We start from the raw sequence: 18,594 nt of genomic DNA, 5'->3' as shown, positions 1-18,594 counted from the left end.
AGATTGGCCCGCAGGTCATGAGTCTCAGCGTCAAGCCCCGGCTTGCTGAGCGGCAACCCTCCACCGCGGTGGGGTGCTCCGGGTGACGACCGGGCCGACGCGACAACGCGCCGGCAAGCGCGGATCGGCTCTGCATTCCCCGTCGATCCCTGATCGGCGAGGAGCAAGCCGTTGAGCATCACCATCGACCCCCAGCAGGACACCACACCGCGCCGGCTCGGTATACCGCGTGTCTCCTCACCGGAGCCGCGACGCGTCGCGGACGGTCTGCCGAAGACGGTGTCGGCCGACCTGGGCGTGCCCACGATCCACCGGACCGTCACCGACTACGCCAACTTCGACCATGGCGCCACGACGCCGGCCCTGGTCGCCGTGGCCGATGCCGCCCAGCAGGTGCAGCGTCGTTATGGCTCGGTGCACCGGGGCGCCGGGTACGCCAGCCGGGTCACCACCGGCTGGTTCGAGGCCGCCCGCGCCGAGGTCGGCGAGTTCGTGGCGGCGCGGCCCGGCGACGAGGTCGTCTTCACCCGCAACACCACCGATGCGCTGCGGCTGCTCGCGCACTGCCTGCCGGCGGACACCCAGGTGTTCGCGTGGGAGTCGGCCCACCACGCCGCCCTGCTGCCCTGGCCGGCCGACCGCACCACCCGACTGCCGGTCCCGGACAGCGCCGCACACGCGGTGCAGTTGCTGGAGGCGGCCCTGCGGCGATCCGGCGCCCAGCACGCCCTCGTCGTCGTCACCGGCGCCTGCAACGTCACCGGGGAGATCTGGCCGGTGAGCGAACTCGCAGCCGTAGCACGTCGGTTCGGGGCGCGTACGGTGCTGGACGCCGCACAGTACGCACCGCACGTGAGCATCGACCTCACTGCCCTCGACATCGACTGGGTCGCCTTCTCCGGCCACAAGCTCTACGCCCCGTACGGCGCCGGTGTGCTCGCGGGCCGCAGCGACTGGCTGGACGCCGCCGAGCCCTACCTGCCCGCCGGCGGAGCGACGGCGCGGGTGGCGCACGACCACACCCGCTGGCAGACCGGCCCGGCGCGCCACGAGGGCGGCACGCCCAACGCCGTGGGCGCCATCGCGATCGCAGCGTCCTGCGCCACGCTGCGCAGTCACCGGGCCACGGTCGAGGCGCACGAGGCGCACCTCTACGCGCGACTGCACGGCGGGCTGGCCGCGATCGACGGCGTCCGCATCGTGCAGGTGCTCGGCGACCGGCCCAATGTGGGCGTGGTCACCTTCACGATCGACGGCTACGACCCGTCGCTGGTCTCGCAGGTGCTGGCCGACGAGCACGCCATCGCCGTGCGCGACGGCCGGTTCTGCGCCCACCTGCTGTGCGACGCCGTGGTCGGCGCGGACGCGACCGCGGTGCGCGCCAGCCTCGGGCTGGCCACGACCGGCGAACACGTCGACCGGCTCGTCGCCGCCGTGCGCCAGCTGGTCGAGCACGGGCCGTCCCTGTCCTACGTCCACACCGACGAGGGGTGGTCCGCTCCTGCCGACCCGCGGGACGTCAGCGAGCCGCTGCCCTGGTAGCCGGCGTGCTGCGTGGCCGATCCACCCGCAGTCGCGCCCAGTAGCCCAGGTGGTCGGTGCCGGCGATGGTCACCGTGCCGTCGGAGACCACCCCGAAACCGCGCGTGAGCACGTGGTCCAGCTGGATGAACGGCGGCACCCGTCTGTTGTGCGGCCAGGTCCGCCGCCATCCGGACCCGGTGGCCCGGCTGCTGTCGGTGAGGCCGTCGGCCAGCTCGCGGAACGCCGGCATCGCGGACGAGGCGTTGAAGTCCCCGGCCAGCACGAGCGGCTGATCGTCGGGCAGCGCGTTGCGCCATACGGACAGGGCGCGGAGCGCCGCGTGCCAGTCGTCGACGATGTCCGGCAGCGGGGCCGGCGTGTGCACCGCCCGGAGTCGGAAGTCGCCGGCCGCCGTCGTCACCCGCACGTCGGGGCTGCTGGGGAACCGGCCGCCCGGATGTTCGGCGACGGGCGCGAGCCGGTGGACGCTGCGCACCACGGTCCCCCGGATGCCCGGCGCGGCCCGACCCGCCTGGTGCGGCAAGACATCGTCGAGCCCGTGGCGCCGCAGCGCCGCGAGTTCCGGTGCCGTGCACTCCTCCAGCACCAGCGTGTCGACGTGCTGGTTGCGTGCCGCTGCCACGACCTGTGCCGGGTCGCCGTGGCCGAATTCGAGGTTGATGGTCATGACGACCTCGTCGTGTGCACTCGCCGCCACCGTGTCGCTGCGCAGCGAGAGCAGCCCGAGGCCGACAGGAGGTATGGCGACCAGCAGCGCCACGAGGGCCAGCCAGCGGTGCCGCAGAGCCGTCGTCAGGACGAACAGGACGACCGCGGCCGCGCCGAAGAGCGGGAACAGCGCCTGGACCAGCGGCACGAGCCAGGTGACGTCCAGCCAGCGAACGAACACGCCGGCCGCGACGAGCACCTGGACCGCGGCGAGCGCCCACCACCCGACCGTGTGTGCCTCCCGTCGCCGGGTGCGATGCCGGTCCGGATGCCGGCGCCCACGCCGGCCCGAACGCCAGGTCCGGCGGGTCGGCGCAGCGGCGGCAGGGCCCGAATGTGACACCCCGGCATTGTCACCCACCCGCGACATACCCCGTGCTGTTACCACTGGGACTGGAGTGATGCAAGCAACACGATGCGTGTGACTCCGGCGACACTTCTCAAAAAAGTCACGAAATGGTCACGGTTCGACTTGGAAATCTCCTCGCGACCACGTACCTTCGACGATCGGTGGTTGAAATTTCGTCCCCCTGGCGAAGCAACATCCATCGACGGAGAGTGCAACCCGGCACGACTCCGCCATTTGCCTGTGGTCCGCTGCGCACAACCTCGTTGAGCGGCCACCACGATCCGGGATGGTCCCGGAGGCACAACGAGGATGGGGAACCCATTTCGGCCGCGACGCGGTCTTGGGGTGAGAGCAGGCCGACAACCTGCCGGGCACCTGACAGCCCGACCCGACAGCTAACCCCGTATGCGCACGTCAGGAGAGGAATCAATGAACCTCAGCAAGAACCTCAACAGCAAGACCCGCGTCGTCGGCATCGGGGTTGCCGCCGCCGCAGCCCTCGCCGCCGCCGGCGTCGCCACCGCTGGTGACGCTCACGCCGCGTCGGTCTCCACCTGGGACCGCGTCGCCGCTTGTGAGAGCGGTGGCAACTGGGCCATCAACACCGGCAACGGTTTCTACGGTGGCCTGCAGTTCACCCACTCGACCTGGATCGCCTTCGGCGGTGGCGCCTACGCCTCCAACGCCAACCTGGCGAGCAAGTCGGCCCAGATCACGATCGCCGAGAAGGTGCTCGCCTCACAGGGTCCCGGCGCCTGGCCGGTCTGCTCCGTGCGCGCGGGTCTGACCCGTGGCGGCGGCTCGCCGAACGTCAACCCGGCGCCGGCTCCCCAGGCCGCACCGCAGAAGACCTACACCGCGCCGAAGAAGACCTACACGGCTCCGAAGGTGTCGCGTTCCGCCGAGCGCGCCCAGGCTCCGACGAAGTCCTACTCCGCGCCGAAGAAGGTCGACTCCGCGCCGAAGGTCGCCCTCTCGGGCAAGACCTTCACCGTGAAGTCCGGCGACACCCTGAGCAAGCTCGCACAGAGCTACCACGTCAAGGGTGGCTGGCAGGCGCTGTTCGCGGCCAACAAGGGCACCGTGAACGACCCCAACCTGATCTTCGTCGGCCAGCACCTCAACCTGCCGGCTTGATCTGATCAGCTGATGATCACCGTCCCCGTGCGGTGATGATCAACCCGAAGGCCCCGGTCCACGTCATGTGGACCGGGGCCTTCGTCGTCTGTCGACCCCGTCGCTGTCTCATCGAGAGATGAGTTGTTGTCGTCATGAGCGCGTCATCACGACGACAACTGCTCTCTCGGCGATGGCGGACGTATGACGAACGCCGACGCCGCCGCCGAGCCGGAGTTCCGAAGAGCCACCACCCAGCGCGACTAAGTCACTACTGTCGCGAGTTTCTCGCCGAAAGCGGCCGATTCGAGCGAGAAACTCGCGACAGTAGCGGCGAGCTCGGTGTGACCTACGCGTCGATGACGATCGGGATGATCATCGGGCGCCGGCGCAGCTTGCCTCCGACGAAACCGCCCACGGCGCGCCGGATGACCTGCTGCAGCTGGTAGGTGTCGCTGATGCCCTTCTGGCGGGCCTCCTCCAAGGCCGCCTCCAGCTTGGGGCGCACCTTGTCGAAGACGTCGTCGTCCTCGGCGAAGCCGCGGGTCTGGATCTCCGGGCCACTGACGATCTTGCCGGTGTCGGCGTCGCGCACCACGATGATCGTCACGAAGCCCTCGTCGCGCAGGATGCGGCGGTCCTTCAGCATCGTCTCGTCGGTGGTCCCGACGAGGGAGCCGTCGACATACACGTAGCCGCAGGGCACGGCGCCCACGATGCGCGCGCGGCCGTCGACCAGGTCGACCACGACGCCGTCCTCGGCGAGCAGCACGCGTTCGGCGGGCACTCCGGTGGCGACGGCGAGCTCGCCGTTGGCGACCAGGTGCCGCCATTCGCCGTGGATCGGCATGACGTTGCGGGGCCGGACGATGTTGTAGCAGTAGAGCAACTCGCCGGCGCTGGCGTGGCCCGAGACGTGGACCAACGCGTTGCCCTTGTGTATGACGCTGGCGCCGCGTCGCATCAGGCCGTTGATGACCCGGTAGACGGCGTTCTCGTTGCCCGGGATGAGGGAGGACGCCATCAGCACGGTGTCGCCGGTGCCGATGTCGATGGTGTTGTGGTCGCCGTTCGCCATCCGGGACAGCGCTGCCATCGGCTCGCCCTGTGACCCGGTCGAGACGAGCACGATCTGGTTGTCGGCGAAGTTGTCGATCTTCTTCAGGTCGACCAGGACGCCGTCGGGCACGTGCAGGTAGCCCAGGTCGGCCGCGATGCCCATGTTGCGCAGCATCGACCGGCCCACGAACGCCACCTTCCGGCCATGGGTCGCCGCGGCGTCGAGCACCTGCTGCACGCGGTGCACGTGCGAGGAGAAGCACGCGACGATGATCCGGCGCTCGGCGTGCTGGAAGACTCGCTCGATCGCCGGGGCGATGTTGCGTTCCGGTGTGGTGAACCCGGGCACCTCGGCGTTGGTGGAGTCGGTCAGGAAGAGGTCGACACCCTCCTCCCCCGCACGGGCGAAAGCGCGCAGGTCGGTGATCCGGCGGTCCAGCGGTAGCTGGTCCATCTTGAAGTCGCCGGTGATCAGCAGGTTGCCGCCGCCGGTGCGGATGAAGACCGCGAGCGCGTCGGGGATGGAGTGGTTGACCGCGATGAAGTCGCAGTCGAACGGCCCGATCTTCTCGTTGCCGCCCTCCTTCACCGCCAGCGTGTATGGCGTGATCCGGTGTTCCTTCAGCTTGGCCTCGACCAGCGCCAGGGTCAGGGTGGATCCGACCAGGGGGATGTCGGGCTTGAGGCGCAGCAGGTAGGGGACGGCCCCGATGTGGTCCTCGTGACCGTGGGTCAACACGATCGCGTCGATGTCGTCCAGCCGGTCCCGGATGTATTCGAAGTCGGGCAGGATCAGGTCGACGCCGGGGTGGTCCTCGGGGAACAGTACGCCGCAGTCCACGACGAGCAGCCGGCCGTCATACTCCACGACCGTCATGTTGCGGCCGACCTCGCCGAGCCCGCCGAGCGGGACTACCCGGACACCGCCCTGGGGCAGTGCGGGGGGTTCTTCGAGTTCGGGATGGGGATGGCTCACATCAGTCCTTGTGCGGTCAGGGCATCGCGCAGGATCGCGCGATGTTCTTGCGGTGCCGGCACCAGTGGGAGCCGGCAGAAGTCGGAGTCGATCACGCCCATGAGGCGCAGGGCGGCCTTGGCCTGAATGGTGCCCTGGGTGACGTTCATGACGGCGGCGACCAGCGGCACCAGGCCGTGGTTGATCTCGCGCGCGGCCGCCAGGTCGCCCGCGGTGACCGCGCGCAGCAGCGACACGAGCCGGGCGCTGGCGACGTTGCCGACCGTGCTCACCATGCCGGTCGCGCCGAGGGCCAGCCAGGGCAGGTTGAGGGCGTCGTCGCCGGAATACCAGAGCAGGCCGGTCTCGCGCATCAGCGGCGCGCTCGTGGCCAGGTCGCCCTTGGCGTCCTTGAGCGCCCGGATGCCCGGCACCTCGGCCAACGCGCGAATGGTGTCGGGCGCCAGTGCGGTGCCGGTGCGGCCGGGTATGTCGTAAGCCATCGCCGGCAGGTCGGTCGCCGCCGCGACCGTGCGGTAGTGCTCGAGCACCCCGGCCTGCGGCGGGCGGTTGTAGTAGGGGGTGACGATGAGCGCGGCCCGGGCGCCGGCCGCGGCGAGGTTGCGCGCGGCGGCCACGGAGTGCGCGGTGTCGTTGGTGCCGACGCCGGCGATGACGATCGCGCGATCACCGACCGCCTCGGCGACCGCGCGCACCACGTCGACGTTCTCCTGGTCGGTGGTGGTCGCGGACTCGCCGGTGGTGCCGTTGACGAGGATGCCGTCGTTGCCCTGGTCGACGAGGTATGCCGCCAACCGCTGCGCCCCGTCGAGATCGAGCCCACCGTCGTCGTGCATGGGCGTGACCATCGCGGTGATCATCGTGCCGAAGGGGTTACCGGAGGGCTGCGTCATGGCGTCCAGGCTAGCGGCGACCGCGGGCCGCGTGCCGTCGCCTTCCGCGTGCCGAACAGCGACGCCCCGGTGAATGACTGATCGCGTCGTCACCCGCTCGGGGGTCCGGGTGACGACGCGATCAACGGTTACATCGGGTGCTGCCGGAAAGTGTTACACGCGCCCAATGTGATCTAGATCACATTGGGCGCGTGCTGCGAGACCGCCCTGTCGGGCCCCGCTGATAGCGTCTGCTCCCGTGAAGCAGTACCTCGACCTCCTCGATCGGGTCATCTCCGAAGGCACTCGCAAGCAGGACCGCACCGGCACCGGCACCTTGTCGGTGTTCGGGCACCAGATGCGCTTCGACCTGACCGCCGGCTTCCCGGCCCTGACCACCAAGAAGCTGCATCTTCGCTCGATCATCGGTGAACTGCTGTGGTTCCTGCGCGGCGACACCAACGTGCAGTGGCTGCACGACCGCAAGATCTCCATCTGGGACGAGTGGGCCGACGACAACGGTGACCTCGGACCGATCTACGGCCACCAGTGGCGGTCGTGGCCGACGCCCGACGGCGGGTCCATCGATCAGATCCACCGGCTGATCGAGGGATTGCGCACCAACCCCGACTCGCGCCGGCACATCGTCTCGGCCTGGAACGTCGCGGAGGTCGACGACATGGCGCTGCCGCCGTGCCACACGATGTTCCAGTTCTACGTCGGCGGACCCACCGAGGACGGCCGCCGTTGGTTGTCGTGCCAGCTCTACCAGCGGTCGGCGGACATCTTCCTCGGCGTGCCGTTCAACATCGCGTCCTACGCGCTGCTGACCGCGATGGTCGCCCAGGTGACCGACCTGGTGCCCGGCGAATTCGTGCACACCATGGGTGATGCGCACCTCTACCTCAATCATCTGGACCAGGCGCGGCTCCAGCTGACCCGCGAGCCCGGTCCGCTGCCGACCTTGCGGCTCAACCCGCAGATCCGCGAGATCGACGCCTTCGACCTGCCGGACATCTCGCTCGAGGACTACGTCGCGGCGCCCACGATCAAGGCCCCGATCGCGGTATGAGCACCGAGGACCCCGCATGACGATCAGCTTCATCGCCGCCGTCGCGCGCAACGGCGTCGTCGGGCGCGACGGCACCATGCCGTGGCGGGTCCCGGGCGAGCAGAAGGGCTTCAAGGCCGCGACCATGGGTCATCCGATGGTGATGGGGCGGCGCACCTTCGAGTCGCACGGCCTGTTGCCGGGCCGGCGGCACATCGTGCTGACCCGTGACCCCGACTGGTCCGCAGAGGGTGTCGAGGTCGCGCACAGCGTCGACGAGGCGCTCTTCCTGGCCGGCGACGAGGACTTCTTCGTCACCGGCGGCGCACAGGTGTGGGAGCTGTTCGCGCCCTACGTCGACCGGATGCTGATCTCCGAGATCCCGCTGGATCCCGAGGGCGACACGGTGTTTCCCGGCTGGCCGCTCACCGACTCGCCGATCTGGCACGAGGTGTCCCGCGAGCCGCACGACGGCTGGTCCGTGGTGACCTACGAGCGCCGCAGACCCCGAGCACAGGTGGACGTCGGCCCGCGCATCGCCGGCTCCGCGCAGGCCGGCGCGACCGAGATCAAGGCCGGAGCCAGTTGCGCCGTCGGCGACGCAGGCCGGTTGCTGCTGACCCGCCGCGAGGACAACGGGCTGTGGTGTCTGCCGGGCGGCGGGGTCGAGGTCGGCGAGACCTGGTCGGAGGCCGCGGTGCGGGAGACGCGGGAGGAGACCGGACTGCACGTCGCCGTCGACGCGGTGCTGGCGGCATACAGCAACCCCGACGTGGTGATCGTCTACCCGGACGGTCGTCGACGGGCCATCTTCGGCGTGTGCTTCCGCGCGCACGTCGTCGCGGGCGCCCCGGGCGTCTCCGACGAGGTCACCGAGTCGGCGTGGTTCACCCAGGACGAAGCGGCTCGTCTGCCGATCATCCCGGCACACCGGCCGCTGGCGCGGGCGTTCTTCGAGCAGGACCCCGGCCGCACGATCTTCGACTGACCGCCCGCGACCTCGAGGCCGCGGGCGGCACACCTTCAGTCGGCCGGCGCCGGCACCGGCTCCTGGAAGAACTCCTCGTGGTGCACGCTCGCCGGTTCGGCGCCCTCGCCGACGATCGTCGTGCGCACGTCGTGGACCAGGCCGATCGGTCCGCACAGGAACCACTCGTCCACCTCGGGCACGGCCACCCCCGTGCGTCGCAGGATCTGCCGCACCTTGGCGCCGTCGATGCGCCCGGTCAGCAGCGGGTCCCGGGCGCCGGAGCTGTCCCGGGAGAAGACCTCGATGAGGTCGAAGCGACCGGCACAGTGCTCCGCCAACGACTCCAGCTCGGCACGGAACATCGTGCTGTCCGGTGTGCGGTTGCCGAAGATCAGCGTCACCTGGGTGCCCGGCTCCTCCTCCAGCACGGTGCGGACCAGCGAGATGACCGGGGTGATCCCGGATCCGGCGGCGATCGCCACGATCTCGCGCTCGGTGTCGACCGTCGGACACACGAAGTCGCCCAACGGGGCGAGCACCTCGATGCGGTCCCCCGGCCGGACCACCTGGTTCAGCCACACCGACATCGCGCCCCCGTCGACCTCCTGGGACGCGATGCGCAACCGGCCGGTCCCGGCCGCCTGTGCACGCGACATACAGATCGAATAGGAACGGCGCACGTCCGTGCCGCCGATCGTGGCCCGCAGCGTCAGGTGCTGGCCCGGCTCGAAGCGGAAGGTCTCGCGCAGTTCGTCGGGTATGTCGAACGACACCGCGACGGCACGGTCGGTCAGGCGCTCCACCGCCGCCACGGTGAGCGGGTGGAACTGCGGGCGGCGATGTCGCACGCCGGAGGACTTCAGCAGACTCACAACGCATGGCAGTTTCGCAGACCGGCGCGATCGGTGCGAGCGCGGCCGCACGGTCCCGGGCGCGCCCGCGTCGGCGGGGATGAAAAGCTGGCCCGATGAACTCCCCCACCAGCGACACCGGGGTCCGCACCGCCCGCGCGAACGACGTCCCCGCGGTCGCCCACGTGCAGGCAGCCGTATGGCGCGACACCTACGGCCCGCTGGTCGACGCCGATGTCGCGGCCGCGTTCACCCCGGCGGCCTTCGAGCCCGCCTGGCGCGAGTCCCTGCGCAACCCGCCGAGCCCGCGGCACCGGCTGCTGGTCGCGACCGAGGGCGCGGCCGTCGTCGGCTTCGTCGCGATCGGCCCCGCCGACAACACCGATCTGGCGACCGGCGAGATCTACACGCTGGGCGTGCGCCCCGAGCACCGCCGGGCCGGCAACGGCTCCCGCCTGCTCAATGCGGCCGTGGACACCTTGCGCGCCGGTGACTTCGGCGCGCTGACGATGTGGTTGCTGGCCGACGACGACCAGACGCGAGCGTTCCTGTCGGCCGCCGGTCTGCGGCCGGACGGCGCCTGGCGCGACCGGGTCGTCGCGGCCGACGGTCGCACCGCCCGCGAGATACGTCTCACCGCCTCGCTCACCGACTCCGACGCTGCCTCCGACGCTGCCTCTGACTCCGAGGGACGCACCCCGCAGGGACCCGACGCCCCATGAGCACGGTGGGGCCCGACCGTGCCGCCGGCACATCCGAGGCGCCGACTGATGTGGCCCGAACCGTTGCCCGCAAAGGGATCTGGGTCGGCGTCGCGACCGGCGCCTACGGCATCAGCTACGGCGCCCTGGCCGTCGCCGCCGGCCTCAGCTTCTGGCAGGCGGTCGCCCTCTCCCTGCTGCTGTTCAGCGGTGGATCGCAATTCGCGCTCGTCGGGGTGATCGGCGCCGGCGGCTCCGGCGCGAGCGCGATCGGCACCTCGACGCTGCTCGGTCTGCGCAACGGCTTCTACGGCCTGCAGGTGAGCACGCTGCTGCAGGCGACCGGCTGGCGCCGGGCGCTGGCCGCCCACCTGACGATCGACGAATCCACTGCCGTCTCGATCACCCAATCCGACCGAGCGTTGTCGCGGATCGGATTCTGGTGGACGGGGTTGTCGGTCTTCGTGCTGTGGGGACTGATGTCCGCGGTCGGTGCCGCGCTCGGCAACGCCATGGGCGACCCCGCCCGCTACGGCCTGGACGCCGCGGCACCCGCTGCGTTCTGCGCCTTGGTCTGGTCCCGTCTGCGGACCCGCCGCTCCCAGCTGGTCGCCGTCGCCGCGGGACTCATCGCTCTGCTGGTCGCACCGCACACCGCGTCCGGCATACCGGTGCTGGTCGCCGCGCTGGCCGCCGTGGCCGCCGGTCTCCTGCCGGATCGGACCGTCACCACGGCACAGGAAATATGAATCTCTGGACCACCGTGCTGCTGGCCAGCGCGCTCTCCTTCGCCACCAAGTTCGCCGGGTATGTCGTGCCCCAGCGGGTGCTGGACCATCCGTTGACCGACCGGGTGATGCACTACCTGCCGGTGGCGCTGCTGGCGGCGTTGATCGCGGTGCAGACCTTCACCACGGGCCACGGGTCGCTCACCGTCGACGCACGCGCCGCCGGGCTGACGGTCGCCATCGTGTGCCTGCTGCTGCGCGCGCCCTTCCTGGTCGTGGTCGTGGCCGCAGCAGCCACCGCCGCCCTGCTGCGGGCTGCCGGCGTCGGCTGACGATCTACGGTGGAGTCGTGACGAAACCCTCCGCGACGCAGCCCTGCTGGATCGACCTCGACGGCGTGGTCAACATGCGCGACCTCGGCGGCCTGCCGACCTCCGACGGTCGCGCCGTGCAACCTCACCGCCTGGTCCGCTCGGACAATCTGCAGGATCTGACCGAGCACGACATACAGGTGCTGGTGCAGGACCACCAGGTCACCGACATCGTCGACCTGCGCAGCGACGTCGAGCTGCGGATCACCGGTCCCGGACCGTTGCGGGCGCTGGACACCGTTGCGCACCATCACCATTCGCTCTTCCCCGACGACAAGGACATCGACACGCGCGACGTGCTGGTGCTCCCCTGGCACAACGCCGAGGAGCCGCAGCGCAACGACAACCCGCGCGCGAGTCACTACCTCGGCTACCTGGACCGGCGCCCGGACTCGGTGTCCGCGGCGTTGGACGTCATCGCGACCAGCGAGGGCGCGACCGTGGTGCACTGTGCCGCCGGCAAGGACCGCACCGGCACGGTGGTGGCGATGGCACTGTCGGTCGCCGAGGTGCCCCGGGAAGCGATCGTCGCCGACTACGCGGCCAGCACCGAACGCACCGAACGCATCGTGCGGCGGCTGGAGAAACTGCCCGGCTACGCCGACAATCTGCGTGACGTGCCGATGACCGCGCACCATTCACGGCCGGACACCATCGAGCATGTGCTGGAGGCGATCGACGCGGAGTACGGCTCGGTCGCCGGGTGGCTGCGGTCGGTCGGCTGGTCCGAGGCCCAACTCGACCAGCTGCGCGCCAAACTCACCGACTGACGTTTTCCTCCCCGCGGTCGGAACTCACCGAATGACGCTCCCACGCCGGGCGACGGCCCGGGCGCGCACCACGTCGAGGAATCGGCCGAAGAACGCCTGCCAGGTCTGCTCCAGCTCCGCGCCGCGCTCCTGGGCGACGCGCTTGACGTCCGCGGGATCGAAGCCGAGCGTGCGCAGGTTGTCGTCGTCCCAGGTGGCGACCCGTTCGGCGCTGGACTCCGGGTGCCACTGGGTGGCCCAGGCGGCGTCGCCCAGCCGGAAGGCCTGGTGCCGGCACCGTTCGCTCGACATCAGCAACCGGGCATCGTCCGGCAGCTCGGTGATCTGGTCCCGATGACTCTCGATGCCGACCGTGGGCCGACCCGAAAGCGGTTGGAACAGAACGTCATCGGCCGCGTCAGCCTGCGGCGTCAGGCGGGTGACGCCCTTCTCCGGCATACCGTAGTCGCCCTCGACGCGGCCTCCGCCGACGTGCGCCAGCAGTTGCGCACCCAGGCAGATGCCCAGCACCGGGACTCGGTGGTCCAGGCAGTCGCGGACGAGGGCCCGCTCGGCGGGCAGCCACGGCTTGCGGTCGTCGGCGTCGGGCAGGAAGCCCCCGCCGAGCAGCACGACCGCGTCCAGTCCGTCGGCGCGGCGCGGCACGGCCTCGCCTTCGTCGGCCTTGATCAGGTCGACGGCGACACCCGCGGCGGCCGCCCAGTCGGGGATCCGGCCGGGGCCGCTGTCGACGTCATTGCGGATCACAGTCACGGTCGCGGTGCTCATGTCAGTCCAGTCCGAGGAGGTGCTCGAGTCCGACGGTGAGACCCGGGTGGTCGGGTATGGCGCGCACCCCGGCCAGCACGCCGGGCATGAAACTCGCCCGGTCGAACGAGTCGTGCCGGATCGTCAGCGCCTCGCCCTCACCGCCGAACGACACCTCCTGGTGCGCGACGCGACCACGCAGCCGCTGCGCGTGCACCCGGATGCCGTCGATCTGTGCGCCGCGGGCGCCGTCGGGGTCGCTCGCGGTGGCGTCGGGCACCGGGCCGAGCCCCGCGTCCGCGCGCGCCCGTGCGATCAGCCCCGCGGTGCGCGCGGCGGTCCCCGAGGGCGCGTCCACCTTCGCCGGGTGGTGGGTCTCCACGATCTCCACGGACTCGTAGAAGCGCGCGGCCTGCTGCGCGAAGGACATCATCAGCAGCGCGCCGATCGCGAAGTTCGGCGCGATCAGCACACCGACCGAATCATGCTCTGTCAGCTGCTCTTCCAGCTTCTCGAGGCGCTCGGCGGTCCAGCCGGTGGTGCCGACGACGGCGTGTATGCCGTGCTCGACGCAATGGGCGACGTTGGCGGGTGAGGAGTCCGGGACGGTGAAGTCGACCGCGACCTGTGCGCCGCCGAGGTCCCCGAGCGCGTCGCCGGCGTCATACCGGCCGACGAGCGTCAAGTCGGCGGCGTTCTCGATCGCGGCACAGGCGGCGCTGCCCATGCGTCCGGCGGCTCCGATGACGGCAACGGCTGTCGATGTGGTCACCCCGTCAGGCTAGACGTTCGAGGCGCCCCGCCCGGGCGGCGTCCGGGCAACGGATCATCCCGAGGACGATTTTCCATACTGGTGCTATGTTGATAGTTACCTCGGCTAATGACTTCAGTTGTCGTGGCCGTCGACCGAGCACCACAGCAACCCTGGAGCCCACACCGACGTGACCGAAGCCCCCGTCCCCGACCGCGACGCCCCGTCCACTCCCGGCCAGAGCCGCAAGCGCACTCGCGGCGCGCGCCGGCGCTTCGAGGCCGATCATCCGCGCTACAAGTGGGTGGCGCTGTCCAACACCACGCTCGGCGTGCTGATGGCGACCATCAACTCCTCCATCGTGATCATCTCGCTGCCGGCCATCTTCCGAGGCATCGACCTGGACCCGCTCGGCGCCGGCAACATCAGCTACCTGCTGTGGACGCTGATGGGCTACCTGGTCGTGTCGGCCGTCCTGGTGGTCACCCTCGGCCGGTTGGGCGACATGTTCGGCCGGGTCAAGATCTACAACCTGGGCTTCGTGGTCTTCACGGTCGCCTCGATCCTGCTGTCGCTGGACCCGGCCGGAGGTGGCACCGGTGCGATGTGGATCATCGTCTGGCGCATCGTGCAGGGCGTCGGCGGCGCCATGCTGATGGCCAACTCCACCGCGATCCTCACCGACGCCTTCCCCGCCACCCAGCGCGGTATGGCGCTGGGCATCAACCAGGTCGCGGCGATCGCCGGCTCGTTCCTCGGCCTCATCATCGGCGGCATCCTGTCCGAGTGGCACTGGCGGGCGATCTTCTGGGTGAGCGTGCCGATCGGTGTGCTGGGCACCGTGTGGGCCTACAAATCGCTGCACGAGCTGGGCACCACGCGCCGCGGACGCCTCGACATACCAGGCAACCTGAGCTTCGCGATCGGTGTCACCGCGATCCTGGTCGCGATCACCTACGGCATCCAGCCGTATGGCGGGCACACCATGGGCTGGACGAGTCCGTGGGTGCTGGCCGGACTCATCGGCGGCGCACTCGTGCTGATCGCCTTCTGCGTCATCGAGACCCGGGTCGAGAACCCGATGTTCTCGATGAGCCTGTTCAGGATCAAGGCGTTCAGCGCCGGCAACTTCGCGGGCCTACTGGCGTCGATCGGCCGCGGCGGCATGCAGTTCATGCTGATCATCTGGTTGCAGGGCATCTGGCTGCCGCTGCGGGGCTACAGCTACGAATCGACCCCGCTGTGGGCAGGCATCTTCCTGGTGCCGCTGACCATCGGATTCCTCATCGCCGGCCCCGTCTGCGGTTTCCTGTCCGACCGGTTCGGGGCGCGAGCGTTCGCCAGCGGTGGGCTGCTGATCACCGCGGCGACCTTCATCGGGTTCCTGCTCATCCCGGTGAACTTCGACTACTGGATCTTCGCCACCCTGCTGTTCGTCAACGGGATCGGCTCGGGCATGTTCTCCGCACCCAACACGACCGCGATCATGAACTCCGTGCCCGCGCACGAGCGGGGTGCCGCTTCCGGGATGCGTGCGACGTTCTTCAACTCGGGGACGTCCCTGTCCATCGGCATCTTCTTCTCGTTGATGATCGCCGGCCTCGCCCAGAACCTGCCGCACGCCATGCGTTCCGGTCTGCTGGCCCAGCACGTGCCCTCCTCGGTGGCGGACCAGATCGCCGGGCTGCCTCCGGTCGGGTCGATGTTCGCAGCCTTCCTCGGCTACAACCCGATCGAGAGCCTGCTCGGTCCGACCGGCACGCTGGACAAGATCCCGGCCGCCAACGCCTCCACGTTGACCGGCAAGGAGTTCTTCCCGCACCTGCTGTCCGGCCCGTTCCACGACGGACTGATCGTCGTCTTCGGTGCCGCCGCGGCGATGATGGTCGTCGCGGCGATCGCCAGCCTGCTGCGCGGCAGCAAGTACGTCCACGACGACGGCGGCGATGGCACCCCGAGCGACAGCGCCGACTCCGCATCCTCAGGAAACGTTGCGGTTACCCGGTGATACTTCTCAGGTGACCGGTCTTGCCCCCGCACCCTTCAGCGTCACCAGCTGGGTGACCGCCTGGCGCTTCGACCCCGTCGGCATCGTGCTGGCGCTGCTGCTGCTCGCCGGCTACCTGTGGTTGCTGTCCGCGGCGCGACGACGCGGCGTGCGCTGGCCGTGGTGGCGGGTGGCGGCATACCTGGTGGTCGGCGTGGGCACGCTGGTCTACGTCACCTGCGGGCCGGTCGGCGTCTATCGGCAGACCTTCTTGTGGATGTTCGCCGCACAGGTCGCGGTGCTCGGCACCGTCACCCCGATGGGGCTGGCGCTCGGCGACCCGTTGCGGTTGCTCACCGCGGCACGTGGATCGCACACCGCGGTGCACCGCGCGCTCCGGTCCCCCGTCGTCCGGGTGCTGACCTTTCCCGCGGTCAGCTTCCTGCTCGACCTCGCCGGCATCCTGGCCGTCTTCTTCACACCGTACGGCGACCACGCGGTGCGTTCCTCGCTGATCGGCACCCTGCTGATCGTGCAGTTGCTGCTCGTCGGGCTGCTCTACGTGCTGCCGACGCTCGCCGACGACCTGCTGCCGGAGTGGGCCACGCCGCCGGTCCGCACGTTCCTGGCGTTCCTGGACGGTGTCGCCGATGCGGTGCCCGGTGTGCTGGTCATGACCGCGAACTCCATGCTGCTGCCGCACTTCCCCGGCTTCGCGCCGGCCGCCGATGCGCTGCGCGACGGGCTCAGCCACACGATGGACCAGAAGTATGCCGGTGGCGCGCTGCTCGCCGTGGCCGAGTCGATCGGGGTGCCGATGATCGCGGCGGTCTTCATCGAGTGGTTGCGCCACGACGCTGCCGAGGCGCGCGCCACCGACGCCGAGCTCGACCGGGCCGAGGCGACCGCAAGCGATGACGACACCGAGACCGAACGCCCGTGGTGGCTGTCGGATCCCCGGCTGGCGGACCGTTTCGGCAACCGCGACGATTAAGGGATGCCGGACACCGAACTGCTGGACGCATGGGTCGTCGACGTCGACGCACTGTCCGCGTCGGCGGACTCGATCGTCGCCCGGCGTGCCGGCGCCGAGCTGCTGACCCGGTGGGCGCAGCCGCACCGCCGCTATCACACGGTGCAGCACCTGTCCGAGATGCTGGCCGCCCTCGAGCGCCTCGGTGCGGGCCTCAGTGGGCGGGACCGCCGTCTCTCCCGCGTCGCCGCCTGGTTGCACGACGCCGTGTATGACGTGCACGCCGCACCTGGCGTGACGGAACGCGACAGTGCACGGCTGGCCCGAAGGGTGCTGACGGACGTGGGTGTCGACCCTTGCGACATACAGGTCGTCGAGGACCTGATCCTGCTGACGATCGAGCACGGCACTGGTCTGCCGGGTGCGTTGGCCGGGGTTTTCACCGATGCCGACCTGGCGATCCTGGCCGCACCGGCGGATCGGTTCGACGAATACTGCGCACAAGTGCGCGCTGAGTACGCACACGTGCCGGACGCCGACTACGCGGCCGCACGCGGTGAGATCCTGGCCGCGCTGGTCGACCGGCCCGACGTCTATCGGACCCGGTTCGCCCGCGCCCGCTGGACTGCTGCGGCGCGGGCGAACGTTCGCCGGGAGCTACTCCGGCTCGGTCATGAAGGGCCCGGCGGCTAGCTCCGCTCGATCAGCCGGCGGCGTGCTGATCCGCCACGTCGAGCGCGGCGTCGATGATGTCCAGGCCGGTGCGCAGCTCGTCCTCGCTGATCGTGCACGGCGGCACGACGTGGGTCCGGTTCATGTGGATGAACGGCCACAGGCCCTCCTTCTTGCAGGCTGCTGCGAACGCACCCATCGGTGCGGCCGCCTCCCCGGCGGCGTTGAACGGCACGAGCGGCTCGCGCGTCTTCTTGTCCTTGACGAGTTCGATCGCCCAGAACATGCCGAGGCCGCGCACGTCGCCGACGCTGGCGTGCTGGGCCTTCAGCTCCTGCAGTCGCGGCTCGACGACGGTCTCGCCGAGCTTGCGGGCGTGGTCGAGGATGCCTTCGTCCTCGAAGGCCTGCATCGACGCGACGGCAGCGGCGCAGCCGAGCGGATGCCCCGAGTAGGTGAGGCCGCCCGGGTAGGCCCGATCGGCGAAACGCTCGTAGGTCCGCGGGCCGAGGATGACACCACCCAGGGGCACGTACCCGGAGTTGACCCCCTTGGCGAAGGTGATCAGGTCCGGCACGACATCCCAGTGCTGGATGCCGAACCACTCGCCGCACCGCCCGAACCCGGCCATCACTTCGTCGGCGATCAGCAGGATGCCGTATTCGTCGCACAGCGCACGGACGCCGGCCAGGTAGCCGGGCGGGGGCACGAGGATGCCGTTGGTGCCGACCACCGACTCCTGGATGATCGCGGCAATCGTGCCCGGGCCCTGCAACTGCACCACGTCGCGCAGGTGCTGCAGCGCGCGCTCGGTCTCCTGCTCCGGCGAGTCGCTGTGGAACGCCGAGCGATAGGGATACGGGCCGAAGAAGTGCACCACCGGCTGACCGGTCGCTTCATTCTCCCAGCGCCGCGGGTCACCGGTGAGCGCAATCGCTCCCCCGGTCGCGCCGTGGTAGCTGCGGTATGCCGACAGGATGACCGGCCGGCCGGTCTGCAGCCGGGCCATCCGGATCGCGTGTTCATTGGCGTCGGCGCCACCGTTGGTGAAGAAGACCCGGTCCAGGTCGCCCGGCGCGCGCTCGGCAATCATCCGTGCCGCTTCGCCGCGCACGTCGCTGCCCATGGCGGGCGCGATCGTCGCCAACCGCGCCGCCTGCTGTTGGATCGCCTCGATGACCTTGGGATGGCCGTGCCCGATGTTCAGGTTGACCAGCTGCGAGGAGAAGTCCAGGTAGCGGTTGCCGTCGTAATCCCAGAAGTAGGAACCGGATCCGCCGGCGATGGGCAACACATCGATATGGGCCTGCGCACTCCACGAGTGGAAGACGTGGTTCCGGTCGTCGTCCTTGACCCGCTGCGCAGCCGCCGGGTCGAGGTCCGTCATCTGTGTCATC

The 18,594-nt window shown here is 70.0% G+C and carries 18 protein-coding genes and 2 riboswitches; of the genes, 11 read left to right on the top strand and 7 right to left on the bottom strand.

Translation table 11 applies throughout. The annotated features are described in order from the left end of the window. Positions 1-13 precede the first annotated feature (13 nt). Positions 14-126: riboswitch (SAM riboswitch) on the top strand. A gap of 45 nt (positions 127-171) precedes the next feature. After that, positions 172-1,542 carry an aminotransferase class V-fold PLP-dependent enzyme gene (locus tag ACYVBN_RS03450; RefSeq protein WP_460599286.1) on the top strand — a complete coding sequence of 457 codons (1,371 nt, stop codon included), beginning with the start codon at positions 172-174 and terminating at the stop codon, positions 1,540-1,542. Here the strand turns inward: ACYVBN_RS03450 and ACYVBN_RS03445 are convergent. Next, positions 1,520-2,596: an endonuclease/exonuclease/phosphatase family protein gene (locus ACYVBN_RS03445; RefSeq protein WP_460599285.1), complete on the bottom strand. Its 1,077-nt coding sequence runs from the start codon at positions 2,594-2,596 to the stop codon at positions 1,520-1,522. The two genes, ACYVBN_RS03450 and ACYVBN_RS03445, sit on opposite strands and share 23 nt — an antisense overlap. Positions 2,597-2,889: 293 nt before the next feature. Next, positions 2,890-3,027, top strand: a riboswitch (cyclic di-AMP (ydaO/yuaA leader). A gap of 4 nt (positions 3,028-3,031) precedes the next feature. On the opposite strand from ACYVBN_RS03445, the gene ACYVBN_RS03440 reads away from it, so the two are divergent. After that, positions 3,032-3,739, top strand: coding sequence for a transglycosylase family protein (locus ACYVBN_RS03440; protein ID WP_460599284.1), 708 nt, complete (start codon positions 3,032-3,034; stop codon positions 3,737-3,739). 328 nt (positions 3,740-4,067) lie between these two features. On the opposite strand, the gene ACYVBN_RS03435 is transcribed toward ACYVBN_RS03440, so the two are convergent. Next, positions 4,068-5,753 carry a ribonuclease J gene (locus ACYVBN_RS03435; RefSeq protein WP_440281282.1) on the bottom strand — a complete coding sequence of 562 codons (1,686 nt, stop codon included), beginning with the start codon at positions 5,751-5,753 and terminating at the stop codon, positions 4,068-4,070. Continuing rightward, positions 5,750-6,646 carry a 4-hydroxy-tetrahydrodipicolinate synthase gene (gene dapA / locus ACYVBN_RS03430; RefSeq protein WP_440281281.1) on the bottom strand — a complete coding sequence of 299 codons (897 nt, stop codon included), beginning with the start codon at positions 6,644-6,646 and terminating at the stop codon, positions 5,750-5,752. Before dapA ends, ACYVBN_RS03435 begins: the two co-directional genes overlap by 4 nt. A 238-nt stretch (positions 6,647-6,884) precedes the next feature. On the opposite strand from dapA, the gene ACYVBN_RS03425 reads away from it, so the two are divergent. Together ACYVBN_RS03425 and ACYVBN_RS03420 are read left to right on the top strand one after the other, a co-directional pair. Next, a complete protein-coding gene (locus ACYVBN_RS03425; protein ID WP_460599283.1) occupies positions 6,885-7,697 on the top strand; it encodes a thymidylate synthase in 813 nt (270 codons plus the stop codon). 16 nt (positions 7,698-7,713) lie between these two features. After that, positions 7,714-8,664: a dihydrofolate reductase gene (locus ACYVBN_RS03420; protein WP_460599282.1), complete on the top strand. Its 951-nt coding sequence runs from the start codon at positions 7,714-7,716 to the stop codon at positions 8,662-8,664. Positions 8,665-8,699: 35 nt separating this feature from the next. Here ACYVBN_RS03420 and ACYVBN_RS03415 read toward each other — a convergent pair whose 3' ends face one another. Continuing rightward, positions 8,700-9,518 carry a ferredoxin reductase domain-containing protein gene (locus ACYVBN_RS03415; RefSeq protein WP_460599281.1) on the bottom strand — a complete coding sequence of 273 codons (819 nt, stop codon included), beginning with the start codon at positions 9,516-9,518 and terminating at the stop codon, positions 8,700-8,702. A gap of 95 nt (positions 9,519-9,613) precedes the next feature. On the opposite strand from ACYVBN_RS03415, the gene ACYVBN_RS03410 reads away from it, so the two are divergent. From ACYVBN_RS03410 to ACYVBN_RS03395, 4 genes are read left to right on the top strand one after another with little or no spacing between them, the layout of a single operon-like run. Further along, positions 9,614-10,219 carry a GNAT family N-acetyltransferase gene (locus tag ACYVBN_RS03410; protein ID WP_460599280.1) on the top strand — a complete coding sequence of 202 codons (606 nt, stop codon included), beginning with the start codon at positions 9,614-9,616 and terminating at the stop codon, positions 10,217-10,219. Continuing rightward, positions 10,216-10,947, top strand: a complete 732-nt coding sequence (locus tag ACYVBN_RS03405; RefSeq protein WP_440281276.1) for an AzlC family ABC transporter permease — start codon at positions 10,216-10,218, stop codon at positions 10,945-10,947. The genes ACYVBN_RS03410 and ACYVBN_RS03405 overlap by 4 nt, the downstream gene beginning before the upstream one ends. Further along, a complete protein-coding gene (locus tag ACYVBN_RS03400) occupies positions 10,944-11,258 on the top strand; it encodes an AzlD domain-containing protein (RefSeq protein WP_440281275.1) in 315 nt (104 codons plus the stop codon). Before ACYVBN_RS03405 ends, ACYVBN_RS03400 begins: the two co-directional genes overlap by 4 nt. Positions 11,259-11,275: 17 nt before the next feature. After that, complete coding sequence (locus ACYVBN_RS03395) at positions 11,276-12,067, top strand: tyrosine-protein phosphatase (RefSeq protein ID WP_460599279.1); 792 nt, start codon at positions 11,276-11,278, stop codon at positions 12,065-12,067. Between the two features lie 24 nt (positions 12,068-12,091). On the opposite strand, the gene ACYVBN_RS03390 is transcribed toward ACYVBN_RS03395, so the two are convergent. Beyond that, positions 12,092-12,835 (bottom strand): type 1 glutamine amidotransferase, encoded by a 744-nt coding sequence (locus ACYVBN_RS03390; protein ID WP_460599278.1) that lies wholly within the window; start codon positions 12,833-12,835, stop codon positions 12,092-12,094. A 1-nt stretch (position 12,836) separates the two neighbouring features. Then, positions 12,837-13,586 carry a 4-hydroxy-tetrahydrodipicolinate reductase gene (dapB, locus tag ACYVBN_RS03385; RefSeq protein WP_460599277.1) on the bottom strand — a complete coding sequence of 250 codons (750 nt, stop codon included), beginning with the start codon at positions 13,584-13,586 and terminating at the stop codon, positions 12,837-12,839. A gap of 169 nt (positions 13,587-13,755) precedes the next feature. Here dapB and ACYVBN_RS03380 point away from each other — a divergent pair, with 169 nt between their 5' ends. Genes ACYVBN_RS03380 through ACYVBN_RS03370 form a run of 3 tightly spaced genes read left to right on the top strand, consistent with a single transcriptional unit; the run spans position 13,756 to position 17,218 of the window. Then, positions 13,756-15,573 (top strand): MFS transporter, encoded by a 1,818-nt coding sequence (locus ACYVBN_RS03380; RefSeq protein ID WP_460599276.1) that lies wholly within the window; start codon positions 13,756-13,758, stop codon positions 15,571-15,573. A gap of 10 nt (positions 15,574-15,583) precedes the next feature. Next, positions 15,584-16,546 carry a cytochrome c oxidase assembly protein gene (locus ACYVBN_RS03375; RefSeq protein ID WP_460599275.1) on the top strand — a complete coding sequence of 321 codons (963 nt, stop codon included), beginning with the start codon at positions 15,584-15,586 and terminating at the stop codon, positions 16,544-16,546. A gap of 3 nt (positions 16,547-16,549) precedes the next feature. Next, positions 16,550-17,218: an HD domain-containing protein gene (locus ACYVBN_RS03370; RefSeq protein WP_460599274.1), complete on the top strand. Its 669-nt coding sequence runs from the start codon at positions 16,550-16,552 to the stop codon at positions 17,216-17,218. Between the two features lie 10 nt (positions 17,219-17,228). Here ACYVBN_RS03370 and ACYVBN_RS03365 read toward each other — a convergent pair whose 3' ends face one another. Further along, positions 17,229-18,593, bottom strand: a complete 1,365-nt coding sequence (locus tag ACYVBN_RS03365; RefSeq protein WP_460599273.1) for an aspartate aminotransferase family protein — start codon at positions 18,591-18,593, stop codon at positions 17,229-17,231. Position 18,594: the final 1 nt, after the last annotated feature.

It is taken from the genome of Flexivirga lutea (assembly GCF_054778955.1).
The sequence above is the reverse complement of the archived record's forward strand: the minus strand, read 5'-3'. Positions and strand labels throughout refer to the sequence as shown.

Excerpts from the sequence above, each read along its gene's own strand:
- ACYVBN_RS03365 (WP_460599273.1), bottom strand. The coding sequence starts at position 18,593 with ATGACACAGATGACGGACCTCGACCCGGCGGCTGCGCAGCGGGTCAAG.
- dapA (WP_440281281.1), bottom strand. The coding sequence starts at position 6,646 with ATGACGCAGCCCTCCGGTAACCCCTTCGGCACGATGATCACCGCGATG.
- ACYVBN_RS03390 (WP_460599278.1), bottom strand. The coding sequence starts at position 12,835 with ATGAGCACCGCGACCGTGACTGTGATCCGCAATGACGTCGACAGCGGC.
- ACYVBN_RS03405 (WP_440281276.1), top strand. The coding sequence starts at position 10,216 with ATGAGCACGGTGGGGCCCGACCGTGCCGCCGGCACATCCGAGGCGCCG.
- ACYVBN_RS03420 (WP_460599282.1), top strand. The coding sequence starts at position 7,714 with ATGACGATCAGCTTCATCGCCGCCGTCGCGCGCAACGGCGTCGTCGGG.
- ACYVBN_RS03400 (WP_440281275.1), top strand. The coding sequence starts at position 10,944 with ATGAATCTCTGGACCACCGTGCTGCTGGCCAGCGCGCTCTCCTTCGCC.
- ACYVBN_RS03410 (WP_460599280.1), top strand. The coding sequence starts at position 9,614 with ATGAACTCCCCCACCAGCGACACCGGGGTCCGCACCGCCCGCGCGAAC.
- ACYVBN_RS03440 (WP_460599284.1), top strand. The coding sequence starts at position 3,032 with ATGAACCTCAGCAAGAACCTCAACAGCAAGACCCGCGTCGTCGGCATC.
- ACYVBN_RS03370 (WP_460599274.1), top strand. The coding sequence starts at position 16,550 with ATGCCGGACACCGAACTGCTGGACGCATGGGTCGTCGACGTCGACGCA.